The following is a 20714-nucleotide window of genomic DNA, read 5'->3' on the forward strand; positions in this document are numbered from 1 at the left end:
CGGCCAGGCGGCGAGCCGCTATTGAGGGGCGGCTTTCCCGCGATAGCGATCGAACCAGGCTATGATGGCCGCCGCCTTGGCGGCGGACTGCGACGGGCGGGCGGCGATGCCGCCATGGCTGGCGCCGGGCACCTTCACCAGCGCAGTCGGCACCCCCTGGATCTGCAGCGCTGCATAATATTGCTCCGCCTCGCTGACCGGGGTCCGATAGTCCTCGCTGCCGACTACGACAAGCGTGGGTGTCTTGACGTTCCCGACCAGGCTGAGCGGCGATCGGCTCCAGTAACCCATCGGATCTTCCCAAGGTTTCTTGGGGAACCAGTAGCGCGAGGTGAAAAGGGTATTGTCCATGGTCAGCGCCTCGCTGATCCAGTTGATGACCGGCTTCTGCGTGGCTGCGCCTTTGAAGCGATCGGTCTTTCCGACGATCCAGCTCGTCAGCACGCCACCGCCCGATCCGCCTGTCACGAACAGATTGCCCGGATCGGCGACGCCCGACGCGATCGCTGCATCGACCGCTGCCATCAGGTCGCCATAATCGTCGCCGGGATATTTATGATGGATGAGTTGGGCGAATGCCTCGCCATAGGACGTCGAGCCCCGTGGGTTGGTGTAGAGCACGGCATAGCCGGCGGCCGCATAGAGCTGGTCATCGGTCGAGAAATGGGGGCCATAGGCAGTGTGCGGGCCGCCATGGATCTCCAGCACCAGTGGAACGCGCGTGCCCGGCTGGTATCCTGGCGGGGTGATGAGCCACGCAGGCACCTCGCGCCCGTCCGGCGCCTTGACCGCCAGCTCGCGAACCTGACCCAGCGTCTTGGACGCCAGGAAGCCTTCGTTGAGATGGGTGAGCTGGCGGGCCTTGCTGCCGGTCAGCACGGACAGTTCGGCCGGCTGAAGAGCGGAGCCGCTGGTAAAAGCAATTGCGCCGCCCTTCGACACGGTGAATTCGCCACCGCTATAGGGACGATCGAATGCGGTGCCGGTAAGGCCGCTCGCAAGCTCCGTGACCTTGCCATCGAGGGTGATGCGCGCAACCCGGTTGACCCCGCGTTCGTCATATTGGGCATAGAGCGAGCGGCTGTCGGCCGCCCAGACGGCGCGATCGATGCTGCCATCGAAACCGGCGGTGATCGCGCGAGGCGCACTGCCGTCGCGGTTCATGACGTAGAGCAGCGTGTTCTGATAGGACAGGCGCTTGTCGTCGAAGCCGAGATAGGCGATCTTCGATCCGTCGGGAGAGACCACCGGCGCGCCATCGGGGCCTTCGCGGCTGGTAAGCGGTGCGATCGCGCCCGAAGCCACGTCCAGCGCATAGATTTCCGGGTCGAAGACATTATGCTGCCAATCGGGCTTGCGCACTGCGCTGAAAAGCAGGGTACGGCCGTCGGGCGTCCAGCTCAGCGGCCCGCCGTCCTGATAATCGCCGAAGCTCAGTTGACGGGGCGGTCCGCCGTCCGCCGAAACCAGGAAGATATGGTCGTAGCCCGGCTGGACATAGCCGCCACCATCATTGCGATAATCGACGCGGTCGATGACTTCGAGCGGCTTGGCCCACTCGGCGCCCTCGGGCTTGTCGGGCGCTTTGCCGAGCTTCATCGGCTCGCCTGGGACACGCATGATATAGGCGATGCTGCGGCCGTCGGGCGACCAAGTAACCGATTGCGGGCTGTCGGGCAGGGTGGTGATGCGAACCACAGCGTCGCTGTCCATCCAGCGCACGAAGAGCTGAGCATTCCCTTTCGGATCCTGGGCAATATAAGCGAGCCGCTTGCCGTCGGGCGACCAGCGGGGCTGGCTCGCGTCGGGGACGAGTGGGCGCTGCGCCCCCGTCGCGGTATCGACCAGCCAGATCGCGCCCTTCTGCCGATCCGTCATGATGTCGCCCTGGCGGCGCACATAGGCGACCGTCTTGCCGTCCGGGCTGATCTGAGGGTCTGCCGCAACCTGAAGCGCGAAGATATCGCGGCCCTCGAAACGGGAGGCCGGGGCGGTCTGGGCAGAGACGGACATGGGCAGCAGCGCCGCGCCGAGAAGCAGCGCGGGCAGAGTCTTGTGCAGCATGGATGGACCTCAAGCGGTTTCAATGCGGCCAGACTTGCCTGTTTCTGCCCCGTTTTCAAGCGGAACGGTTTGTCCCATCCCGCCCTGCTCGCGCCGAAACAGTCGAAGGCCCCTTCCTTTCTTAAAGGAAGGGGCCTTCGACAGTTCTCTCCCTGAGGACAGGAGGTCAGCAGCCCGAGCCCATGGCGCCCGCCAGCATTCCGCCCAGGCCGCTGCCGCATTTCTTCTTCTTCGGGGCAGGGCGCTGCTGCTGAGCCCCCTCTGGCTCATCCTCGTCGCCGCCGCGCTGGCTCATCATCGCGCCCATGTCGGGGCCGTTCAGCATCCACATGGTGTTGGCGCGATAGCGGACGCGGGCGATCCATTCGGGTTTCCAGATGATCTTGGGATCGGCTGGGCGAGGCGGGTAGACGAAGTTCGCCTCGGGCCCATAGGCATAAAGCGTCCCCATCATGAACTCGCCGCCCGATTGCTGGACCTCGGCCGGGACGGTGCAGCTGGTCTGCGTCGGCGGCATCACGATCTTCTTGCCGATCAGCGACTGGACCGCGGCGGGCGACAGCCAGTCCCAGACGGGGCCGCCGAAGGCCTGGCTGGCCGACGACGCCCACCAGACCATGTCGCCGCCCTCTTTGGCGCTGAACACCCAGGCATAATAGCCTGTCGCCTTCGGCACTGCGTTCCAGGTCAATTCGGTTGCACCGCCCGCCGCAGCGCGCGAACGGCCGGTGATCGGCGGCATGAAGTCCTGATTGAGTGCGAACTTGATCTCCGGCGCGTAGTTGCCGGCGATGCGGTGGTCGCCGATCAGCGAAGCATCCGGGCCCACAACCTTGCGGGTCTGTCCATTGGGCCATTCGCCATAGGTCTTGCTGTTGTTGAAACGCACCTGCCATTCCTGCGGCACGCTGCCCGCGTTCATGTAAAGGCCGGGCGGAATCTGCCCCTTCGCGACCTTGGCGAAGTCGACGACCACTGGCTGGCCGGCAGCCGCCTTCGCGCCGCAGCCCCAGTAGATAAGCAGACGGCCCTTCGGACGCTCACCGGGGATGGTCTCGCCCTCGCTGGGCGTGACGCGCGGGGTGACGAGCGGGACGGAAGCGCCCAGCCCGGCGATGGCGGGCATGAAATGGTCGGCCTTGGGGGCGCCTCCGGCAGGCGCCTGGGTTGAACCGAGGCGCAGCACCAGCTCATGCATGGCCTGGTTGCCGCGGCCGCCGAACATCATGCCCATCGCGCCGCCCATGCCGCCACCGCCGCCGGCCATCGCCGCCATGCCGGACATGGTGCCGACATCCATGGAATAGCGGGCGATGGGACCACCATTTTGCTGGCTCGAACCCGGTGTGGCGAGGAAAGCGAGAGGAGAAAGGCAAAGAACGCCGCGAGCGAAGCGCGGAGAAAGAAAATGACGCACGACATCTGTTCCTTGATCGTTGCGGAAGAGATGCGACCTTTTTTCTGGAAGACGGCATGTAGCAGAGATTGCCGTGGCGGGGGAGGGGAAAGCTCAGGCGCGGCGAAAGGAACCGTAGCATAGGAAATGCGCGATCTGGTCCGCGACGGTGCGACTGTAGATCATTGCCGTGTGCGCGACGGGCATCACCAGATGATCGCTTTCACCGGGGCAGTGGGTCGCGGCGACACTGACCTTGCCGTCATTGGGTGCGCGGAAGAGAAAGGCAGGGATCGCCCCGACCATCGGACGGTCACCGGCGATGATGCCGAGTGGATAGTCGACTGTGCCGAACAACGCCTGCGTGGCGGGGTCGCGATGCGTGCGAAGTAGGGCGCTGGCCTGGTTCAGGATCGGGCGGTCGAGGCGCAGCCGATAGCAAAGGTCTGCCAGTTCGCTGCCGCCATGGGGCGTACCGAGCATGACGACGCGGCCGAGATGGCCGGGGCTGTGGCGGGTGAGATAGGCGCGCAACAGCAGGCCGCCCATCGAGTGGCCGACGAAATGAACGGCGGATGCTTCCTGCACCGCGCTGACTGCGATGCGGTGATGGAGATGATCGAGGACGCGGGTGATCGGCCAGCGCCAGCTGGGATAGCCGATGTTGGCGACATCATAGCCGGACTCGCGCAGGCGGCGGGCGAGTAGGGCGGTTTGAAGCGGGTGGCCGCCGAAGCCGTGAAGAAGGATGACGGATTCAGGACCGGGCATTGCCGCCATCGTCGTCCAGCGGCTCATATTCCCCTGTGTCGAAGTTGCGAAGCCACGCCGATCCGATCGGCCTGTCGATCAAATGCAACCAGCTGTCATCGGCGTTCAACACTTTACCGATGGCTATATATTCCGCGGTACGGCCTTTGATCTCATCGTCGCTCAGATCACGATAATCGCCCCGGATCCGCCATCCGCTGTCGGGATGCTCGTCGTGTTCGTCAGCCATGTCCGGCTGTTCGCGATAGACGAAATAGACCGGTACGCCGTCATTGAGTACGCAGCTGTCGGCCATGCACCGATCCCAATATTCGCGGTTGGGAGGATCGGGCGATACGTCTCTGTGGCCTTCATAGATAAGGTCAATAATGTGAAAAGGCTGGAATTCGAGCAGAGCGCCTTTATGCAACTGGGGCATGTCTGAAGGCGTATTCGCCAATGTGCCGGTCCATCCTTCCGGCGCGATGCTCTTCACCTCCACCCACATGCGTTCGGCGTCCCATTCGAGGCCCGGCGGGTGACTGCGGATCACCAGCTTTACGAGGTCACCGGGCCGTAGCGCTTCAATCCGACCCTCGGACGGCAGGAAAAAAGTGTAGGGTGCTTTGGCTTGAATTGGGCGCGGATCGTCGATTGACCATGAGCCGATGAAGCGGCGGCGGAGATTATGGAGGCGACCCGTGAGACGCATGACAAGTGACATTAGCGGCGGTTGCGACTGAGGCAATAGCGTCCCTCGTAGCCCCTCATCGGACTTCGCCTGAGCCCTGCGGTCTAAGGCTTCATGTCCTTCTCCCTGGGAGAAGGGTTTTCATGCAGAAAGGGCGACCTTCGCAGGCCGCCCTTTCTTTGTCCTGATAAAGGCGCTTATTTCGTGCTTTCGGCGGTCTTGGCCTTGCCGCCCTTCTTGCCCTTCTTGGGCGCGGCGGGCGTGATCTCGAAGGCAAGGGCATCGTCCTTCAGGTGGACATGGACCTCGCCGCCGTGGACCAGCTTGCCGAACAGCAGTTCTTCGGCCAGCGGCTGCTTGATCTTCTCCTGCATCAGGCGTCCCATCGGGCGCGCGCCATACAGCTTGTCGTAACCGCGCTTGGTGAGCCAGGCCTTCGCCTCGTCGTCCAGCGTGATATGGACGTCGCGGTCGGCGAGCTGCAGCTCCAGCTGCAGCACGAACTTGTCGATGACGCGCGCGACGATCTCCGGCGGCAGATAGCCGAAGGGCACCACCGCATCGAGGCGGTTGCGGAACTCGGGGGTGAAGAGCTTCTTCACCGCGTCCTCCTGCACGTCCTCGCGGGTCAGTTCGCCAAAGCCGATGCTTTCCTTTGCCATGTCCGACGCACCGGCATTGGTGGTCATGATGAGGATGGTGTTGCGGAAATCGACCGTCTTGCCGTGGTGGTCGGTCAGGCGGCCATTGTCCATCACCTGCAGCAGGATGTTGAACAGGTCCGGATGGGCCTTCTCGATTTCGTCCAGCAGCAGCACGCTATGCGGGTTCTGGTCGACCGCATCGGTCAGCAGCCCGCCCTGGTCATAGCCGACATAGCCCGGAGGCGCGCCGATCAGGCGGCTGACCGAGTGCCGTTCCATATATTCCGACATGTCGAAGCGCTGAAGCGGGATACCGAGCAGGTTGGCGAGCTGACGCGCGACCTCCGTCTTGCCGACGCCGGTGGGGCCGGAGAAGAGATAGTTGCCGATCGGCTTGTCCGGATCGCGCAGCCCCGCGCGCGACAGCTTGATCGCGCTGGAGAGCACCTCGATTGCCTTGTCCTGGCCGAACACGACGCGCTTCAGATCGGTGTCGAGCGATCCCAGCACCGACTTGTCGTCGGCGGACACGGTCTTGGGCGGGATGCGCGCCATGGTGGCGATGACCGCCTCGATCTCCTTGGGCGTGATCGTCTTCTTTCGCTTCGAGGGCACCACCAGCATCTGCATCGCGCCGACCTCGTCGATCACGTCGATCGCCTTGTCGGGGAGCTTGCGGTCGTTGATGTAGCGGGCGGAAAGCTCCACCGCCGCCTTGATCGCGTCCGGCGTGTACTTGACGTGGTGATGATCCTCGAAGGCCGAGCGCAGGCCAGCCAGGATCTTGATCGTGTCCTCGACGGAGGGTTCATTCACATCGATCTTCTGGAAGCGCCGGAGCAGCGCCCGGTCCTTCTCGAAATGGTTGCGGAACTCCTTGTAGGTGGTGGAACCGATGCAGCGGATCGTGCCACCCGACAGGGCGGGCTTCAGGAGGTTCGACGCGTCCATCGCACCGCCGCTCGTCGCGCCGGCGCCGATGACGGTGTGGATCTCGTCGATGAAGAGCACCGCGTGCGGCATCTTCTCCAGTTCGGTGACAACCGCCTTCAGCCGCTCCTCGAAATCGCCGCGATAGCGGGTACCGGCGAGCAGAGCGCCCATGTCGAGCGAGTAGATCACGGCCTCCTTGAGGACGTCGGGCACCTCGCCTTCCACGATCTTGCGCGCGAGCCCTTCAGCGATGGCCGTCTTGCCCACGCCCGGATCGCCGACATAAAGCGGGTTGTTCTTGGACCGCCGGCAGAGGATCTGGATCGTCCGGTCGACTTCGGCCGCGCGGCCGATCAGCGGGTCAACCTTGCCCCGCATCGCCTTCTCATTGAGGTTGACCGTGAACTGCTCCAAGGCACTGTCCTTCTTGCCCTTGCTGTCCTGAGCCTTCTTTTCCTCTTCCTGGGCGCCCTTGGTCTCGCGCGGCTCGGGCGCGGGGGTGCCCTTGCCGACGCCGTGGCTGATGTAGCTCACGGCATCCAGGCGGCTCATGTCCTGCTGCTGCAGGAAATAGACGGCATAGCTTTCCCGTTCGGAGAACAGGGCGACGAGGACGTTGGCGCCCGTCACCTCGTCCTTACCCGAGGACTGGACGTGCAGGATGGCGCGCTGGACCACGCGCTGGAAGCCGCTCGTCGGGGAGGGGTCCGGCTGGCCTTCCACCTTCAGGCTGTCGAGCTCGTTATCGAGATAGGTGGTGACCGCGTCGGCCAACTCGCCCAGTTCCACGCCACAGGCCTGCATCACCTTCGACGCATGCTCGTCATCGACCAGGGCAAGCAGCAGGTGCTCCAGTGTCGCATATTCGTGGCGGCGCTCGGACGCATGGGTCAGCGCATTGTGCAGGGTGGTTTCCAGGGCGGATGCGAAAGATGGCATGTCTATACTACTCCTGGCCCCCAGATAGGGGCTGTCTTGAACCCTATGTCGGCATTGCTCGACAGCGGCACAAGGGGCAGCCCCCGGTCGCCGGAATTGCCTGACTGCCCGCACCCGGTGAACCCTTGTGAAGGGCCGCAGGGAGCAAGGCGCCGGTTCATCGCTTGAATAACGCCTCGGCGCTTGCCTTGTGGTTAACGGCGCTTTCAATTGTCGATCGGATGCGGGCGATTTCCCCCTCCAGCGCGACGATGCGCGCTTCGAGTTCGGCCACGGACAAGGGACCGAGATCCTGGCGCAGAAGCCGGGCCAGGGGATCGTCGGCCTTGCGCGGCAGATCGTCATCCATGTCCATGAAGCCTAATGTTGACCGGGCGGGGCAGTCTGTCAATAAGGGCGCGCGCAGCCGGCCGATTTCAGGCCGCGAGACTTTCCTGCGGCCGGGGGGCAGCGACGATGGCGGACACTTCAACGATACCCAATGAGATGACGGCGGTCGCCATTCCGGTGCCCGGCGGGCCTGATGCGCTGGTGCCCGAAAAACGGCCGGTCCCGGTTCCCGGTCCGGGCGAGGTGCTGATCCGTATCGCGGCGGCAGGCGTCAACCGGCCCGACGTGCTCCAGCGCCAGGGCAAATATCCGCCGCCGCCCGGCGCGTCCGACATCCCGGGGCTGGAGGTCGCTGGAACTATCGTGGCTGCGGGCGACGGGTCGGATATGCTGGTGGGCCAGCGGGTCTGTGCCCTGCTGGCGGGAGGCGGCTATGCCGAATATGCCGTAGTGCCCGCGGGCCAGTGTCTGCCGGTGCCCGACAGCTATGACATTGTCGAGGCGGCGGCGCTGCCGGAGACGCTGTTTACCGTGTGGACCAACCTGTTCGAACGCGCCTACGCGGTGGGAGGCGACACCGTTCTGGTGCACGGCGGCACCAGTGGTATCGGTACCATGGCGATCAGCCTGTGCAAGTTGTTCGACATCCGGATCATCGTCACTTGCGGCAGTGATGGAAAGTGCGACCAGGCGCGGAACTGGGGCGCGGACCATGCTATCAACTACCGCACACAGGATTTCGTCGACGAAGTCAGGCGGGTCACGGGCGGGCAGGGGGTGCAGGCCGTGCTCGACATGGTCGGTGGCGCTTATGTACCGCGCAACCTCGACTGTCTGGCGGAGGACGGTCGTCATGTCTCGATCGCGGTGCAGGGCGGAGCGAAGGCGGAAATCTTCCTGCCCGCGCTGATGAGCCGGCGGCTGACCTTGACCGGATCGACGCTGCGGCCACGCTCTCCTGCTTTCAAGAGCTTGGTCGCTGACGAGCTGGTGCGCGTCGTCTGGCCTTTCGTGGAGCAGGGGCGGCTGCGCCCGGCGATGGACATGCGCTTTCCTCTGGCCGATGCCGCGAAGGCCCATGAACGGATGGATGCGGGCGATCATTTCGGCAAGATCGTGCTGACCGTCGAATAAGTGGAAAGAGCGGAAACCGTAGCATATCCGTCATATTCGGTGCGGAGTTGTAACATAGCGCCTTTATAGATTCTCCCTCAAGGACAACGGACCTTGGGGATCGTATCATGAATAGCGTGACGCGCCTGCCCTTCCTGGGTGACCTGGATGATGGCGCGGAAGCAAGCTTCCATATTCCCGAGCAGGAAAGGAAGCGCCGCCGTTTCCGCACGATCTGGATCTCTGACATCCACTTGGGCACGCGCGGCTGCAATGCTACGATGCTGATCGATTTCCTCGACAGCGTCGACAGCGACACCATGTACCTGGTCGGCGACATCATTGACGGCTGGCGGCTGAAGAAGCGCTTTTACTGGCCGGCCGCACACAACGATGTCCTGTGGCGCATCATGAAGCGCGCCAAGCGCGGCGCACGGGTCGTCTATATCCCGGGCAACCATGACGAGATTTTCCGTCAGTTCACCGGCATGAGCTTCGGCGGGGTGGAAATCCGGCGCAAGGCGATCCACGCGACCGCCGACGGCCGCAAGCTGCTGGTGCTGCACGGCGACGAGTTCGACACGATCATGCTGGCGCATCGCTGGCTCGCCTTCGTGGGGGACGCCGCCTACACCATGATGATGCGCCTCAATGTGCTGGTGAATGCGGTGCGGCAGCGCATGGGGCTACCGTACTGGTCGCTCAGCAAGATGGCCAAGCACAAGGTCAAGAACGCGGTCGAGTTCATCTCCAAGTTCGAGCATGTCGTCGCGCACGAAGCCGGGACTCGGGGCGTCGACGGCGTGGTATGCGGCCATATCCACAATGCGGAAATCCGCGAGATCGCCGGGGTGCAATATTATAATGACGGCGATTGGGTCGAAGGCTGCACCGCGCTGGTCGAGCATTTCGACGGCCGCATGGAAATATTGCACTGGGCCGACGAGATCGCCGCGCGGGAGCGGGCCGAGGCTGGTCGCCTGGCCGCCTGACGGGAGCGTGGAACCGATGCGGGTCGCCATCGTCACCGACGCCTGGTCGCCCCAGGTGAACGGCGTGGTCCGTACGCTGCAAACCATCCGGGCCGAGCTGGAGCGCATGGGTCATGAGGTGCGGGTGATCTCTCCCGATCTCTATGGCTCCATTCCATGCCCGACCTATCCGGAGATCCGGCTGGCGCTGGTTCGATCGAGCGTTGTGGGTCAGGCGATCTCTGCCTTCCGCCCCGACGCCGTGCATCTTGCAACGGAAGGCCCGCTGTGCCTTGCCGCACGGCGCTGGTGTCTGCGGATGGGGGTGCCGTTCACCACCGCGTACCACACGCATTTTCCGGATTATGTGGCGCAGCGCACCGGCCTGCCCGCCGCCTGGTTCTGGAGCTATATACGCTGGTTTCACGGGCCGGCCCAAGCCGTGCTGGTGTCGACCGGATCGGTGCGGCAGCAGTTGCGTGCGCATGGGGTCGCACAGGTGCGGCCCTGGGGCAGGGGGGTGGACCTTGCCGCCTTCACGCCGGCTGCCGTGCCGCCGGCACTATTTGCGGAACTGCCCCGGCCGATCCAGCTCTATGTCGGCCGGGTAGCGGTGGAAAAGAATCTCGAGGCTTTCCTTGTCGCTGAGCATCCCGGCACGAAGGTCGTGGTTGGGGACGGGCCAGCGCGACTGGCCCTGGAACGCGCCTATCCGCAGGCGCGCTTCTTGGGCGCTCTGTTCGGGACGGAGCTGGCGGGTGCCTATGCCGGCGCTGACGTCTTCGTGTTTCCGAGCCGCACCGATACCTTTGGCCTGGTCATGATCGAGGCGCTGGCATGCGGTACGCCGGTGGCGGCCTATCCGGTGACGGGGCCGGTGGACATCGTGACGCCGGATACGGGCGCGCTGTCCGACCGGCTGGAGGAGGCGATCGCCGCGGCGCTCCGTTGCGACCGTGCAGCCTGCGCAGATTACGGCCGGAGCTTCAGCTGGGAACGCAGCGCGCAGGAATTCGTGAACGGCCTTTACAATATCGACCCCGAGGTGCTGGACAGCGTCGCCTGAGCGGAACGCGGCTTGGAGCGGCCAGCAGCCATAACCAGCATCCCGATCGACATAGCGCCCTCTGACGCTTTTCCTTGCCGGATGCGGCGGCATGCAGTATCTCCCCTTCGTCGCGGCCGCCCTGCTTGGGCGGCCCTTGTTGTTTTTAACGCCGTTCAGTGCCGGAGAGAGTTTCGTGTCTCAACCCCTTATGCCCCATGCGACCGCAAGCTGGCTGGTCGACAATACGGCGCTCAGCTTCGATCAGATCGCCGAGTTCTGCGGGCTCCACATCCTGGAAGTGCAGGCCATTGCCGACGATACCGCCGGCACCAAATATACCGGCCGGGATCCCGTGCGTGCGCATGAGATCACTATGGAGGAGATCCACAAGGGCGAGGCCAATCCCGACTACCGCCTGAAGATGCTGAAAGGGCCGGAACCCGTCCGCCGCACCAAGGGGCCGCGCTACACCCCGGTCAGCAAGCGGCAGGACAAGCCGGACGGGATCGCCTGGATCCTGCGCAACCATCCCGAAATCTCGGACGGTGCGATCGGCAAGCTGATCGGCACCACCCGCACCACGATCGCGGCCATCCGCGACCGGACGCACTGGAACATCTCCAACATCGTGCCGAAGGATCCAGTGACGCTGGGCCTCTGCTCGCAACGCGAGCTGGACGCGCTGGTGGCGAAGGCGGCCAAGAAGGCCGGCATCGAGGCGCCGACCGACTCGCGCCTGGATGGCGACCGCGAGGCGCTGATCGAGGAGCTGCGCCGCGAGCGTGAGAACGCCACCCGGCGCGCCGAGGAAGTCGCGCGCAGCGAGGCCAATCTGATCTCCGAAACCGCGAAGATCCTCGATCCGTTCGGCGGCAAGGAATGATGCCGTAGCGTCATTTGCCGGGTGGCAAAGGACGCGCAAAACAAGGGAAATATGGGCCGCTCCGGGGTTCCGGGGCGGCCTTTTTGCTGTGCTTTACGCTTGCGTAAACCGGCCTCTCCACTTACACTCTTGTCAATGGATAAGAATGAAAAGATCTGGAGAGAGCGCTACACCCACCCGACCCCGTGGGAGCAGACATTCCCGCCCATGTCTCTGGTGGAGATGTTCGAGCGCAGTGCGACCGCCCATCCCGAGGCGCCGCTGATCGACTTCTACGGTCGCCACTATTCCTATGCGCAGGTGCGTGACGGCGTGCGCAGGGTCGCCTGCGGCTTGACAGTGCTGGGTGTGCGCAAGGGCGACCGTGTCGGCCTGTTCCTGCCCAATGTTCCCCATTATGTCGCCGCCTACTATGGTGCGATGATGGCGGGCGCGACGGTCGTCAACTTCTCCCCACTCTATACGGCTACCGAACTGGAGCATCAGGTCGAAGACAGCGGGACCACCATCCTCTTCACGCTGACCGCGAAAGCGCTACTGCCGACGGCGTTGGAAGTGCTGGAGAACAGCAGCCTCCAGACGCTGGTAGTGGGCTCGATTGCGGGAGCCTTGCCGCCGGTCAAATCCCTCCTGTTCCGCATGTTCAAGAGCGCGGAGACGGCCCCGCGTCCGGCTGACGACCCGCGCATCATTCCCTTTTCAAAACTGATCGCCAACAAGGGCGATTGCCCGATGCCGCAGATCGACCCGGACAAGGACATCGCGCTGCTGCAGTATACCGGCGGCACCACCGGCCAGCCCAAGGGCGCGATGCTCTCGCATCAGAACCTGACCGCCAACGCCCGGCAGGTGCAGATGATGGATCCAAAGCCCGGCACGGAGGACCGGATCATCGGCGTGCTGCCCTTCTTCCACGTCTTCGCCAATACCTGCGCATTGAACCGCACGGTTCTGAACGGCGGAGAGATCGTGATGCTGCCCCGTTTCGACGCCGCCCAGGTCCTGGCAGCCATGCAGCGGACCAAGGTAACCGCGCTGCCAGGTGTGCCGACCATGTACCAGGCGCTGCTCGACAATCCCGAGACGCGCAAGGTCGATTTCTCCTCGCTGCGCCTCTGCATTTCGGGTGGCGCGCCGCTCCCGCTGGAGGTCAAGGAGAAGTTTGAGGCGCTGACCGGCGCGAAGCTGGTGGAAGGCTATGGCCTGACCGAAAGCAGTCCGGTCGTCTGCTCCAACCCCTATGAAGGATTGAACAAGACCGGCACCGTGGGCCAGCCCGTGCCGGGCACCCGCGTGCGCGTGGTCGATCGGGAGGATCCCACCAAGGAAGCCCCTGATGGCGTCCCGGGCGAACTCACCTTCGCCGGACCGCAGATCATGAAGGGTTATTGGCAGCGGCCAGACGCCGACAGGGAGGTATTTGTCGGCGAATGGCTGCGCACCGGCGACGTCGGCTATGTGGACGAGGACGGCTATGTGAAGATCGTCGATCGCCTGAAGGATATGATCGCGGTCGGCGGGTTCAAGGTCTTCCCCAGCCAGATTGAGGCGGTGCTCTATCACCATCCCGCGGTCAAGGAAGCGCTCGTGATCGGCGTGCCCGACAGTTACCATGGGGAATGTCCCAAGGCATTCGTCTCCCTGCAGGAAGGGGCCACCATTGACGGGGAGGCGCTGAAGGCCTGGCTCAATCCGCAACTGGGCAAGCATGAGCGGGTGGGATCGGTTGAAGTGAGACTCAACCTCCCCAAGACGCTGGTGGGCAAATTGTCCCGCAAGGAACTGGTGGCCGAGGAGCGCGCAAAGGCGCAGGCCGCGGTGGCCAAGGCTGGAACGGCGGCCTGATCCTTCCTATCTGTGCGCCAACGCAGGATAAGGAAAATCAGCATGGCCCAAGATATTGCAACCCTGGCAGGCGGGTGCTTCTGGTGCACCGAGGCGGTCTATCAGAGCCTCAAAGGCGTCGGTGCGGTCGAAAGCGGCTATATCGGTGGCAGGGTGCCGAATCCCAGCTATGAGCAGGTCTGCTCCGGCGCAACAGGTCACGCGGAGGCAATTCGCATCACCTTCGATCCGGATGTAATCAGCTATGGCGACCTTCTCGACATCTTCTTCGCCACGCACGATCCGACGACCTTGAATCGACAGGGCAACGACATTGGTACGCAGTACCGGTCGGCGATCTTCCCCCATTCCGCCGAGCAGGAGGCGGAGGCGCGGGCCGCGATCGCGCGTGCGCAGCCCAGCCTGTCCGATCCGATCGTCACCGCGATCGAGCCGGAGGCCCCTTGGTATCCGGCCGAAGACTATCACCAGAAATATTGGGACCGGGTGGGTGATCGCAATCCCTATTGCATGGCGGTGATCCCGCCCAAGCTCGCCAAGCTGCGCAAGGGCTTCGCCGATCGGATCGAGGCCTGATCGCATACGGCGCCCGGACGCTGGCGCCGTCCTTCGGCTATGGTTAAGAAAGGGCCTGGTATGAACGGCCCGTGCTGGTCGAGGGGTGATCGAATGAAGACGAAACTGCTGCTGGGCGCGCCGGTCGCGATGCTGCTGCTGTCCGGCTGTATCGCGCGGACGGCCGCGAACATCGTCACCATGCCGGTGCGGGCTGGGGCGCAGGCGGCGGACTGGGCCACGACCAGCCAGGACGAGGCCGACCGCAATTATGGCCGCAAGATGCGCAAGCAGGAAGCGCGCGAGGGGCGGGAACGCAAGAAGGCGGAGGAACAGCGCCGCAAGGAATGCCGCCGCGCGGGCTACGACAATTGCGATTGAGCAGACCGACCTGAGCGACTTCAGGCCGCCGCGCGCCGCAGTCGGTCGTTGATCGCGGCGCCGATGCCTTCGGCGGGGATCGGCGCCACGGCGATCCCCGCGGCAGCGCTGGCGTCCGCCTGGTGAAGCGCCGCGAAAAGATTGGCCGCCGCCTCGCGCACGTCGGCATCCACGCTGAGATTGATGTTGCAGGGCATCAGCCCGAAGCCGATCAGGAATTCCTCCTTCTCCGCCTTCAGCGCGTTGAGCCGCACCGGCTTGGACGGCGCATAATGGCTTTCCATCTGCCCCGGAGCCTCGATCCGCGCGGCGTCCTGCGCCAGATCGATGGGCAGCCCACTCGCCTGCGCCAGCATCGAGGGCGTGACGGGGCCGGGACGCAGCAGTCGGACCCGGTCAGCCTCCGGGGCGACGATGGTCGATTCCAGCCCCTCGCTGGTTGGCCCTTCGTCCAGGATCATGCGGATCTTGCCGTTCAGGCTGGAGAGAACATGTTCGGCGCGCGTGGGGCTGATCCCGCCGCTGCGATTGGCGGAAGGAGCAGCAAGCGGACGGCCGCTCTCCCGGATCAGCGCGCGCATGGCGGGATGGGCGGGCAGCCGCAGCGCGACGGTAGGCAGGCCGGCCATGATGAGCGGTGACAGGCCGCTGTCGGGCCTGACAGGCAGCACCAGGGTCAGCGGGCCTGGCCAGAAGCGGGACGCCAGCCGCTCCGCCGCGGGCGAGAATTGGGCCAGACGCCGCGCCATCTCGATATCGGAGACATGGACGATCAGCGGATTGAAGCTGGGCCGTCCCTTGGCGGCATAGATCGCGGCAACCGCATGGGAATCCGTCGCGTCGGCAGCCAGGCCATAGACGGTCTCGGTAGGGACGGCGATTGGCTCTCCGGCCCGGATCAGCAAAACCGCTTCCCGGAGCGCCTCGGCGCTGTAGCGGCAGATCTTGGTGGACAGGACAGGATTTGCGATAGTCACGGCCCCCGGTCTATAATCCCCGACGGCCGTGAGTAAAAGGCCATTGCTACAATGCGATGACAGCACTGCCTCAGACTTGCCGGGACGGCGCGCGGCCGGTAATCGCAGCGCATGAACGACGCCCTCCTCACCCGCATCGCCGAAGCGCTGGAACGGCTCGCGCCGCCAGCTGCCTCCTCCGCCGATCTTGGCGCCGCGCCGGCCTATGTCTGGGACGGGCGGGTGATCCGCGTCGTCGAGCGGTTCGAGCCGGTCGATTACGACCTACTGACGGGGATCGACGCGCAGAAGAGCGCGCTGCTGGACAATACGCGGCGTCTTGCCGCCGGCCATGCCGCGCATGACGTGCTGCTGTGGGGCGCGAGGGGCACGGGCAAGTCCGCAACGGTAGCGGCCGTGGTGGGCCGGTTGCAGGCAGATGGGCAGGACATCGCCTTGCTGCAATGCGCGATCGACGAACTGGCCAGCCTCCCCAGTCTCTTCACGCTGCTACGTCGCACGCGCCGGCCTTTCGTCCTGTTCCTCGATGACCTTGGCTTTGATGAGGGCGTGGGCGATGCGCGCCAGTTGCGCTCGCTGCTTCAGGGCGGCACGGCAGCCCGCCCCTCCAATGTCCGGCTCTACGTGACCTCCAACCGGCGGCATATCGTACCGCGCCACCTGTCGGAGCAGGACGACCCGGTGAACCCGCGCGACGTGGTGGACGACAAGATGGCGCTGTCCGATCGCTTCGGCCTCAGCCTCGGCTTCCATGCGATCGACCAACAGGCCTATGTGGACATCGTCGCCGGCTATGCAGCCAAGCTCGGCCTCTCCTTCGACCCGCAGGAGGCGATCCAGTGGGCGACCCAGCGCGGCAGCCGCTCGGGCCGCGTGGCGTGGCAATATGTGGTGGAACTCGCCGGGCGAAACGGGATCGCGGTTTAGCGACCCGGCGTCACCCGCCAGATGACGCCGCCCACATCGTCGCTCACCAGCAGCGCACCCTTGGCGTCGGCGGTCACATCGACCGGCCGCCCGCGCGCTTCTCCTTCCTTGTCCAGGAAGCCGGTAAGGACATCGATCGGCTTCGCCTTGCCCGCCTCGCCATCATCGGCAAAGGGCACGAACACGACCTTGTAGCCAGCGGCCGGCTTGCGGTTCCAGCTGCCGTGCAGCCCGACGAAGGCACCGTTGACGAAGGGGGCGCCCAGCTTCACGTCCTGGGCAAAGCTGAGACCCAGCGGCGCGACATGGTTGCCCAGCGCATAATCGGGCCGCTTGGTATATTCGCGGACCTCGGGCCGCTGGGGCTGGACGCGGCGGTCCTCATAACCGCCCCAGTAATTCCAGGGCCAGCCGTAAAAGCCGCCGAACTCCACCCGGGTCAGATAGTCGGGCACCAGGTCGCTGCCCAGCATGTCGCGCTCGTTCACCACGCCCCACAGCGCGCCGCTGCTCGGCTCGAACGCCAGGCCAACCGGATTGCGCATGCCCGACGCGAAGATGCGATATTCGCCGGTCTTCGGATCGACCTCCAGCACATTGGCGCGGTTGGCTTCGCTCTCCAGGCCATTCTCGCCGATATTGCTGTTGGAACCGACGCCGACATAAAGCAGCCCGTTGGGACCGGCCACCAGGCTGCGGGTCCAGTGCATGTTGGGCGCCTGCGCAGGCAGGTTCAGGATCTTGCGGCCCTTCGCCGAAATGCGCAGGTCGCCGTCCTTGTACGGGAAAGCCATCAGCGCGTCGGTGTTGGCGACATAGAGTGTGTCGCCGATCAGCGCCATGCCATAGGGCGAATGCAGGCCGGTGAGGAAAGGCGCCTTGGTCTCGGCCCGACCGTCACCGTCCGCATCGCGCAGGATGGTGATGCGGTCGGGGGAGGGGACCCCGGCGCCCGCGCGATCCATGAGATAGTTCATCACCCGGTTGACGATGCCGCCGGTGGGACGGGGCGGACTGTTGGTCTCCGCGACCAGGACGTCGCCGTTCGGAAGCCGCAGCAGCGAGCGCGGATGCGACAGCCCCTCGGCGAAACGGGCGACGCGCAGGCCCTTGGCCGCAACCGGCTGTTCGTTGGCGGTCCAGACGCGCACGTCGGCGACGTTGACGGTGGGCACCATCTCGCTGCGCGGCGTGGTGAAGACCGGCTCTCGGCCGACATCGGCGCCGACCGGCAGCTGCGCCGTGTCGCCCCGCGTGAAATAGAACAGGGCGCCTGCCAGGATGACGAGCGCCAGGAGCGTCAGGGCGAAAAGATGCTTTTTCATGGCGCCACACTTATGTCGCGGATGCGTCGGCGGCAAGGCGGCTTAAGATCAGGCCTTGCGTTCGCGCAGCCATAGCAGCAACGCGATGACGGCGCCCAGCCCAGTGCCGATCAGCAGGCCGGCGCTTGGTTGTCCCATCGTGCCGCCCACGATCGCGCCGCCCAGGATGAGGAGGGCGATGATCGCGCCCGCGCCGGTGGGATTCTTCCTGTCCTTCATGCCGTTCCCTTGCCATGGTGCGGTGGGGATTGCCAGCGGCTTGGCCTGCTCGCGAAGATGTGCCGAAACGGGTCTAGGCGCTGTTGGCTCTATCCCGCTTCGGGACAGTCATCCCGCAACGGGACTTGGCAAATGGTCCGTTCACCTTCGTCAGCCGCCTGGAAGCTGGCTCCCGCCGAACTGGCATGGCGATTGAATGCTACGGGCAAAAGGTCGCCAAAAAAGCGGGGAAAAAATGTTGCTGCCCTATCTGTCGGATCGCGCCTCTTATGAGGACGCGGCCGATCTCATGATGCGCTTCGGGGACAATGCAGGCTATGAGGCGGCAGCCCGCGCCGACCGCAGCCGCGATCTTGGAAACCACATCCATTTCTGCCGCTGGCGCCAGATCGAGCGGCTGATCGTGCTGCTTTCCTACGACCAGGCGCTCGGCACCGTCCACTGATCGGCAGTTCGCTGTCCTACAGGCGGAGGCCTGCTGTTTCGGGCAGGCCGGCCAGGATATTGAGGTTCTGTACCGCCGCGCCGGCCGCACCCTTGCCCAGATTGTCGAGCGTCGCCACCAGCCGCGCCTGATCGCCAGCCGGGCTGCCGAACACGAACAGGGTGAGGCGGTCGGTCGCGCCGACATTCTCGATCCGCACCTGCGACAGGCTGGCGCTCTCTGCCATCGGCACCACGTTGACGATCGACGAGCCTTCATAGGCTGCGGACAGCGCCGCATGCAGGTCCGGCGCACGGGGCTGTCCGGGCATGGCGCGTAAATGCAGCGGCACTTCCACCAGCATGCCGCGATAGACGTTCGCAACCGCCGGGGCGAAGATCGGCGCATAGGCGAGGCCCGCATAGCGCGTCATTTCCGGTATATGCTTGTGCGTCAGCGACAGGCCGTAGCTGTGGAAGGCGGTAGGCGCCCCCCCGTCCGCCTCGAACTGCGCGATCATTGCCTTGCCGCCGCCCGAATAGCCCGACGCGCCCGACACGGTCACGGGCCAGTCCGTCGGCAGAAGGCCCGCCAGCACCAGCGGCCGGACCAGTGCCAGAAAGCCGGTCGGCCAGCAGCCCGGATTGGCGACGTAGCGCGCACCGGCCAGCTTCTCGCGATGGCCCGGCTCCAGCTCGGGGAAACCATAGGTCCAACCGTCGGCGACACGATGCGCCGTCGAAGCGTCGATCACGCGGGTGTGCGGATTGTCGATCAGCGTCACCGCTTCCCGCGCGGCATCGTCGGGCAGGCAGAGGATCACCACGTCCGCGGCGTTCAGCGCGTCGCGCCGGGCTTCCGTGTTCTTCCGGTTCGCCTCGTCCAGCGTCAGCAGCTCGAGCTCGGGGCGGTTCGCCAGCCGCTCGCCGATCTCGATGCCGGTGGTCCCGACGCCACCGTCGATGAAGACCTTGGTATTCATGCGCCGATCCTCCGCCGCGCGATGATGGGTTCTGGATGAGACGCCGCCAGCCGCGCGACCACATCGGCAAGCGGCTCGGTCACCACCGCCATCCAGTGCGCATTGGCGTGCAGCAATGTCTCGCTGTCGGCCATGAACCCCACATGGCCGGGGAAGAAGACAAGGTCGCCGCGCCGCAGCGGCTCGACGGCGGGAACGGGGGAGCCGATCCCCTCGCATTGCAGGTCGGTGTCGCGCGGGACGGCGATGCCGCACTGGCCGAGCGCCACCTGAACCAGGCCGGAGCAGTCGACGCCGCGATGGCCGCGGCCGCCCCAGACATAGGGCTGGCCCAGATAGCGCAACGCAACCTCCACCCAGTCCTGCTCCAGCGCGTCGACGGCGGCAGCATGGCGGACGTGGACGAAACCGTCGCCCGCCGCCAGGAAATCTTCCTGCTCGGTGGCGCCGAACAGGGCGCCGCGCGGCCAATAGTCGATGATCGGCGATTTGATGTCGGGTTGGCTGAACAGGGGCGCCGCAGCCGCCACGATCCGGTGGGTCGCCGTCTCCAGCACGTCCAAGGCCTCGCGACGGACATAGCCGACATAGCCGTCATGACCGCAAAAGCCCCAGGCCCAGTCCGTCGTCACGTCGAGCGCATGGAAATGTTCACCGCGCAACAGTTCGCTGATCGCCTGTGCGCTGGTCGAAGGCTGCGCCAGAACCGGAACGCCCGACGCGACGCAGGTCAGCTCGACCGCGCGCGCATAATGGGCGGAAAAGAGGGTGCCCGCCAGCGACAGGTCGGCCAGGTCGCCGCGCGCGGCATGGACCCGTCGGTCGAGTGCGACGGAACGGCCCTCCAGCTTGAAATGGATCCGGTCAGACGGTGCGCTCCGCACGGTGGTGGTCAGGCCTTTCATCGCGGCCGGTTCCTGCGATGAAATGGTGAAAGGCGTCAAGAAATTCCGCCCCTTTCGGGGTGCGGGTGATGAAAATATTGCGCCGGTCGGTCGCATCCCGCTCGCGCCGCAGGTAACCGAGGGCCGACAGCTTGTTCAGCGCGCGGGTGATAACCGGCTTGGACACGTTCAGCGCCTCGGCCAGACCACGGACAGTGTGGGGGCCCGAACCGATATAGACGGTCATCATCAGCGCCATCTGGCGATTGGTGAGGTCCGGCCGGCCCGAACGAACATAATCGACCAGCGTTCGCATCCACTGACTGAGCGGTCGGACGCCCGGTCGTTCGATTTCGATGGCCTGTTCGGTTCCTGTCAAGGCGTTCATGTCGGGCCAAACGCATGACTGCCAATCCGGTTGCGTAACGGCCAG

At 65.0% G+C, this 20714-nt stretch carries 21 protein-coding genes; 9 read left to right on the plus strand and 12 right to left on the minus strand.

Annotated elements, in window-relative coordinates:
- Nucleotides 1–18: 18 nt before the first annotated feature.
- The 6 genes from M529_RS33950 to M529_RS33970 all read right to left on the minus strand — a co-directional run bounded on the left by M529_RS33950 (nucleotide 19) and on the right by M529_RS33970 (nucleotide 7772).
- Nucleotides 19–2064, minus strand: coding sequence for a S9 family peptidase (locus tag M529_RS33950; RefSeq protein WP_021317689.1), 2046 nt, complete (start codon nucleotides 2062–2064; stop codon nucleotides 19–21).
- 166 nt (nucleotides 2065–2230) lie between these two features.
- Entirely contained in the window at nucleotides 2231–3481 is a 1251-nt protein-coding gene (locus M529_RS33955; RefSeq protein ID WP_051184040.1) for a hypothetical protein, read from the minus strand.
- Nucleotides 3482–3574: 93 nt separating this feature from the next.
- Nucleotides 3575–4258 carry an esterase/lipase family protein gene (locus M529_RS33960; protein WP_236617674.1) on the minus strand — a complete coding sequence of 228 codons (684 nt, stop codon included), beginning with the start codon at nucleotides 4256–4258 and terminating at the stop codon, nucleotides 3575–3577.
- Entirely contained in the window at nucleotides 4218–4922 is a 705-nt protein-coding gene (locus tag M529_RS0124545) for an immunity protein Imm33 domain-containing protein (RefSeq protein ID WP_031294898.1), read from the minus strand. Before M529_RS0124545 ends, M529_RS33960 begins: the two co-directional genes overlap by 41 nt.
- Before the next feature lie 176 nt (nucleotides 4923–5098).
- Nucleotides 5099–7417 (minus strand): ATP-dependent Clp protease ATP-binding subunit ClpA, encoded by a 2319-nt coding sequence (gene clpA / locus M529_RS33965; RefSeq protein ID WP_021317693.1) that lies wholly within the window; start codon nucleotides 7415–7417, stop codon nucleotides 5099–5101.
- 157 nt (nucleotides 7418–7574) lie between these two features.
- A complete protein-coding gene (locus tag M529_RS33970; RefSeq protein ID WP_021317694.1) occupies nucleotides 7575–7772 on the minus strand; it encodes a DUF1192 domain-containing protein in 198 nt (65 codons plus the stop codon).
- A 101-nt stretch (nucleotides 7773–7873) separates the two neighbouring features.
- Here M529_RS33970 and M529_RS33975 point away from each other — a divergent pair, with 101 nt between their 5' ends.
- From M529_RS33975 to M529_RS34005, 7 genes are all read left to right on the plus strand, one after another.
- Nucleotides 7874–8881: an NAD(P)H-quinone oxidoreductase gene (locus M529_RS33975; protein WP_031294900.1), complete on the plus strand. Its 1008-nt coding sequence runs from the start codon at nucleotides 7874–7876 to the stop codon at nucleotides 8879–8881.
- Nucleotides 8882–8988: 107 nt separating this feature from the next.
- Nucleotides 8989–9852, plus strand: a complete 864-nt coding sequence (locus tag M529_RS33980; RefSeq protein ID WP_021317696.1) for a UDP-2,3-diacylglucosamine diphosphatase — start codon at nucleotides 8989–8991, stop codon at nucleotides 9850–9852.
- Nucleotides 9853–9868: 16 nt separating this feature from the next.
- On the plus strand, nucleotides 9869–10897 hold the full coding sequence (locus M529_RS33985; protein ID WP_021317697.1) for a glycosyltransferase family 4 protein: 1029 nt from the start codon (nucleotides 9869–9871) through the stop codon (nucleotides 10895–10897).
- A gap of 190 nt (nucleotides 10898–11087) precedes the next feature.
- On the plus strand, nucleotides 11088–11762 hold the full coding sequence (locus M529_RS33990; protein ID WP_021317698.1) for a DUF1013 domain-containing protein: 675 nt from the start codon (nucleotides 11088–11090) through the stop codon (nucleotides 11760–11762).
- 135 nt (nucleotides 11763–11897) lie between these two features.
- Nucleotides 11898–13607 (plus strand): long-chain-fatty-acid--CoA ligase, encoded by a 1710-nt coding sequence (locus M529_RS33995; protein ID WP_031294901.1) that lies wholly within the window; start codon nucleotides 11898–11900, stop codon nucleotides 13605–13607.
- A gap of 42 nt (nucleotides 13608–13649) precedes the next feature.
- Nucleotides 13650–14183, plus strand: a complete 534-nt coding sequence (gene msrA / locus M529_RS34000) for a peptide-methionine (S)-S-oxide reductase MsrA (RefSeq protein ID WP_021317700.1) — start codon at nucleotides 13650–13652, stop codon at nucleotides 14181–14183.
- A 93-nt stretch (nucleotides 14184–14276) separates the two neighbouring features.
- Nucleotides 14277–14543, plus strand: coding sequence for a hypothetical protein (locus tag M529_RS34005; RefSeq protein ID WP_021317701.1), 267 nt, complete (start codon nucleotides 14277–14279; stop codon nucleotides 14541–14543).
- Between the two features lie 20 nt (nucleotides 14544–14563).
- On the opposite strand, the gene M529_RS34010 is transcribed toward M529_RS34005, so the two are convergent.
- Nucleotides 14564–15520, minus strand: coding sequence for an L-threonylcarbamoyladenylate synthase (locus M529_RS34010; protein ID WP_021317702.1), 957 nt, complete (start codon nucleotides 15518–15520; stop codon nucleotides 14564–14566).
- 111 nt (nucleotides 15521–15631) lie between these two features.
- Between M529_RS34010 and M529_RS34015 the strand changes: the two genes are divergently transcribed.
- Entirely contained in the window at nucleotides 15632–16447 is an 816-nt protein-coding gene (locus tag M529_RS34015; protein ID WP_021317703.1) for an ATP-binding protein, read from the plus strand.
- Here the strand turns inward: M529_RS34015 and M529_RS34020 are convergent.
- Both M529_RS34020 and M529_RS49990 read right to left on the minus strand, forming a co-directional pair.
- A complete protein-coding gene (locus M529_RS34020; RefSeq protein ID WP_021317704.1) occupies nucleotides 16444–17772 on the minus strand; it encodes a PQQ-dependent sugar dehydrogenase in 1329 nt (442 codons plus the stop codon). The two genes, M529_RS34015 and M529_RS34020, sit on opposite strands and share 4 nt — an antisense overlap.
- Nucleotides 17773–17820: 48 nt before the next feature.
- The gene (locus M529_RS49990; RefSeq protein WP_021317705.1) at nucleotides 17821–17991 is read right to left on the minus strand and encodes a hypothetical protein; all 171 of its coding nucleotides are present in this window, start codon (nucleotides 17989–17991) and stop codon (nucleotides 17821–17823) included.
- Nucleotides 17992–18226: 235 nt separating this feature from the next.
- Between M529_RS49990 and M529_RS34025 the strand changes: the two genes are divergently transcribed.
- Nucleotides 18227–18436 (plus strand): hypothetical protein, encoded by a 210-nt coding sequence (locus M529_RS34025; RefSeq protein ID WP_021317706.1) that lies wholly within the window; start codon nucleotides 18227–18229, stop codon nucleotides 18434–18436.
- 16 nt (nucleotides 18437–18452) lie between these two features.
- On the opposite strand, the gene argC is transcribed toward M529_RS34025, so the two are convergent.
- The 3 genes from argC to M529_RS34040 are packed head-to-tail and all read right to left on the minus strand — an operon-like array spanning nucleotide 18453 to nucleotide 20669.
- Nucleotides 18453–19397, minus strand: coding sequence for an N-acetyl-gamma-glutamyl-phosphate reductase (argC, locus tag M529_RS34030; protein ID WP_021317707.1), 945 nt, complete (start codon nucleotides 19395–19397; stop codon nucleotides 18453–18455).
- Complete coding sequence (locus M529_RS34035) at nucleotides 19394–20302, minus strand: C40 family peptidase (protein WP_021317708.1); 909 nt, start codon at nucleotides 20300–20302, stop codon at nucleotides 19394–19396. The genes argC and M529_RS34035 overlap by 4 nt, the downstream gene beginning before the upstream one ends.
- Complete coding sequence (locus tag M529_RS34040; protein ID WP_021317709.1) at nucleotides 20262–20669, minus strand: MarR family transcriptional regulator; 408 nt, start codon at nucleotides 20667–20669, stop codon at nucleotides 20262–20264. Before M529_RS34040 ends, M529_RS34035 begins: the two co-directional genes overlap by 41 nt.
- Nucleotides 20670–20714 lie beyond the last annotated feature (45 nt).

It is taken from the genome of Sphingobium ummariense RL-3 (assembly GCF_000447205.1).
Classification (GTDB): Bacteria; Pseudomonadota; Alphaproteobacteria; order Sphingomonadales; family Sphingomonadaceae; genus Sphingobium; species Sphingobium ummariense.

Excerpts from the sequence above, each read along its gene's own strand:
- M529_RS33970 (WP_021317694.1), bottom strand. The coding sequence starts at position 7,772 with ATGGACATGGATGACGATCTGCCGCGCAAGGCCGACGATCCCCTGGCC.
- M529_RS33975 (WP_031294900.1), top strand. The coding sequence starts at position 7,874 with ATGGCGGACACTTCAACGATACCCAATGAGATGACGGCGGTCGCCATT.
- M529_RS49990 (WP_021317705.1), bottom strand. The coding sequence starts at position 17,991 with ATGAAGGACAGGAAGAATCCCACCGGCGCGGGCGCGATCATCGCCCTC.
- M529_RS33985 (WP_021317697.1), top strand. The coding sequence starts at position 9,869 with ATGCGGGTCGCCATCGTCACCGACGCCTGGTCGCCCCAGGTGAACGGC.
- M529_RS33950 (WP_021317689.1), bottom strand. The coding sequence starts at position 2,064 with ATGCTGCACAAGACTCTGCCCGCGCTGCTTCTCGGCGCGGCGCTGCTG.
- M529_RS34015 (WP_021317703.1), top strand. The coding sequence starts at position 15,632 with ATGAACGACGCCCTCCTCACCCGCATCGCCGAAGCGCTGGAACGGCTC.
- M529_RS34005 (WP_021317701.1), top strand. The coding sequence starts at position 14,277 with ATGAAGACGAAACTGCTGCTGGGCGCGCCGGTCGCGATGCTGCTGCTG.
- M529_RS33960 (WP_236617674.1), bottom strand. The coding sequence starts at position 4,258 with ATGAGCCGCTGGACGACGATGGCGGCAATGCCCGGTCCTGAATCCGTC.
- argC (WP_021317707.1), bottom strand. The coding sequence starts at position 19,397 with ATGAATACCAAGGTCTTCATCGACGGTGGCGTCGGGACCACCGGCATC.
- msrA (WP_021317700.1), top strand. The coding sequence starts at position 13,650 with ATGGCCCAAGATATTGCAACCCTGGCAGGCGGGTGCTTCTGGTGCACC.
- M529_RS34025 (WP_021317706.1), top strand. The coding sequence starts at position 18,227 with ATGTTGCTGCCCTATCTGTCGGATCGCGCCTCTTATGAGGACGCGGCC.
- M529_RS0124545 (WP_031294898.1), bottom strand. The coding sequence starts at position 4,922 with ATGCGTCTCACGGGTCGCCTCCATAATCTCCGCCGCCGCTTCATCGGC.
- M529_RS33995 (WP_031294901.1), top strand. The coding sequence starts at position 11,898 with ATGGATAAGAATGAAAAGATCTGGAGAGAGCGCTACACCCACCCGACC.
- M529_RS34040 (WP_021317709.1), bottom strand. The coding sequence starts at position 20,669 with ATGAACGCCTTGACAGGAACCGAACAGGCCATCGAAATCGAACGACCG.
- M529_RS33980 (WP_021317696.1), top strand. The coding sequence starts at position 8,989 with ATGAATAGCGTGACGCGCCTGCCCTTCCTGGGTGACCTGGATGATGGC.
- M529_RS34020 (WP_021317704.1), bottom strand. The coding sequence starts at position 17,772 with ATGAAAAAGCATCTTTTCGCCCTGACGCTCCTGGCGCTCGTCATCCTG.
- M529_RS33990 (WP_021317698.1), top strand. The coding sequence starts at position 11,088 with ATGCCCCATGCGACCGCAAGCTGGCTGGTCGACAATACGGCGCTCAGC.
- M529_RS34035 (WP_021317708.1), bottom strand. The coding sequence starts at position 20,302 with ATGAAAGGCCTGACCACCACCGTGCGGAGCGCACCGTCTGACCGGATC.
- clpA (WP_021317693.1), bottom strand. The coding sequence starts at position 7,417 with ATGCCATCTTTCGCATCCGCCCTGGAAACCACCCTGCACAATGCGCTG.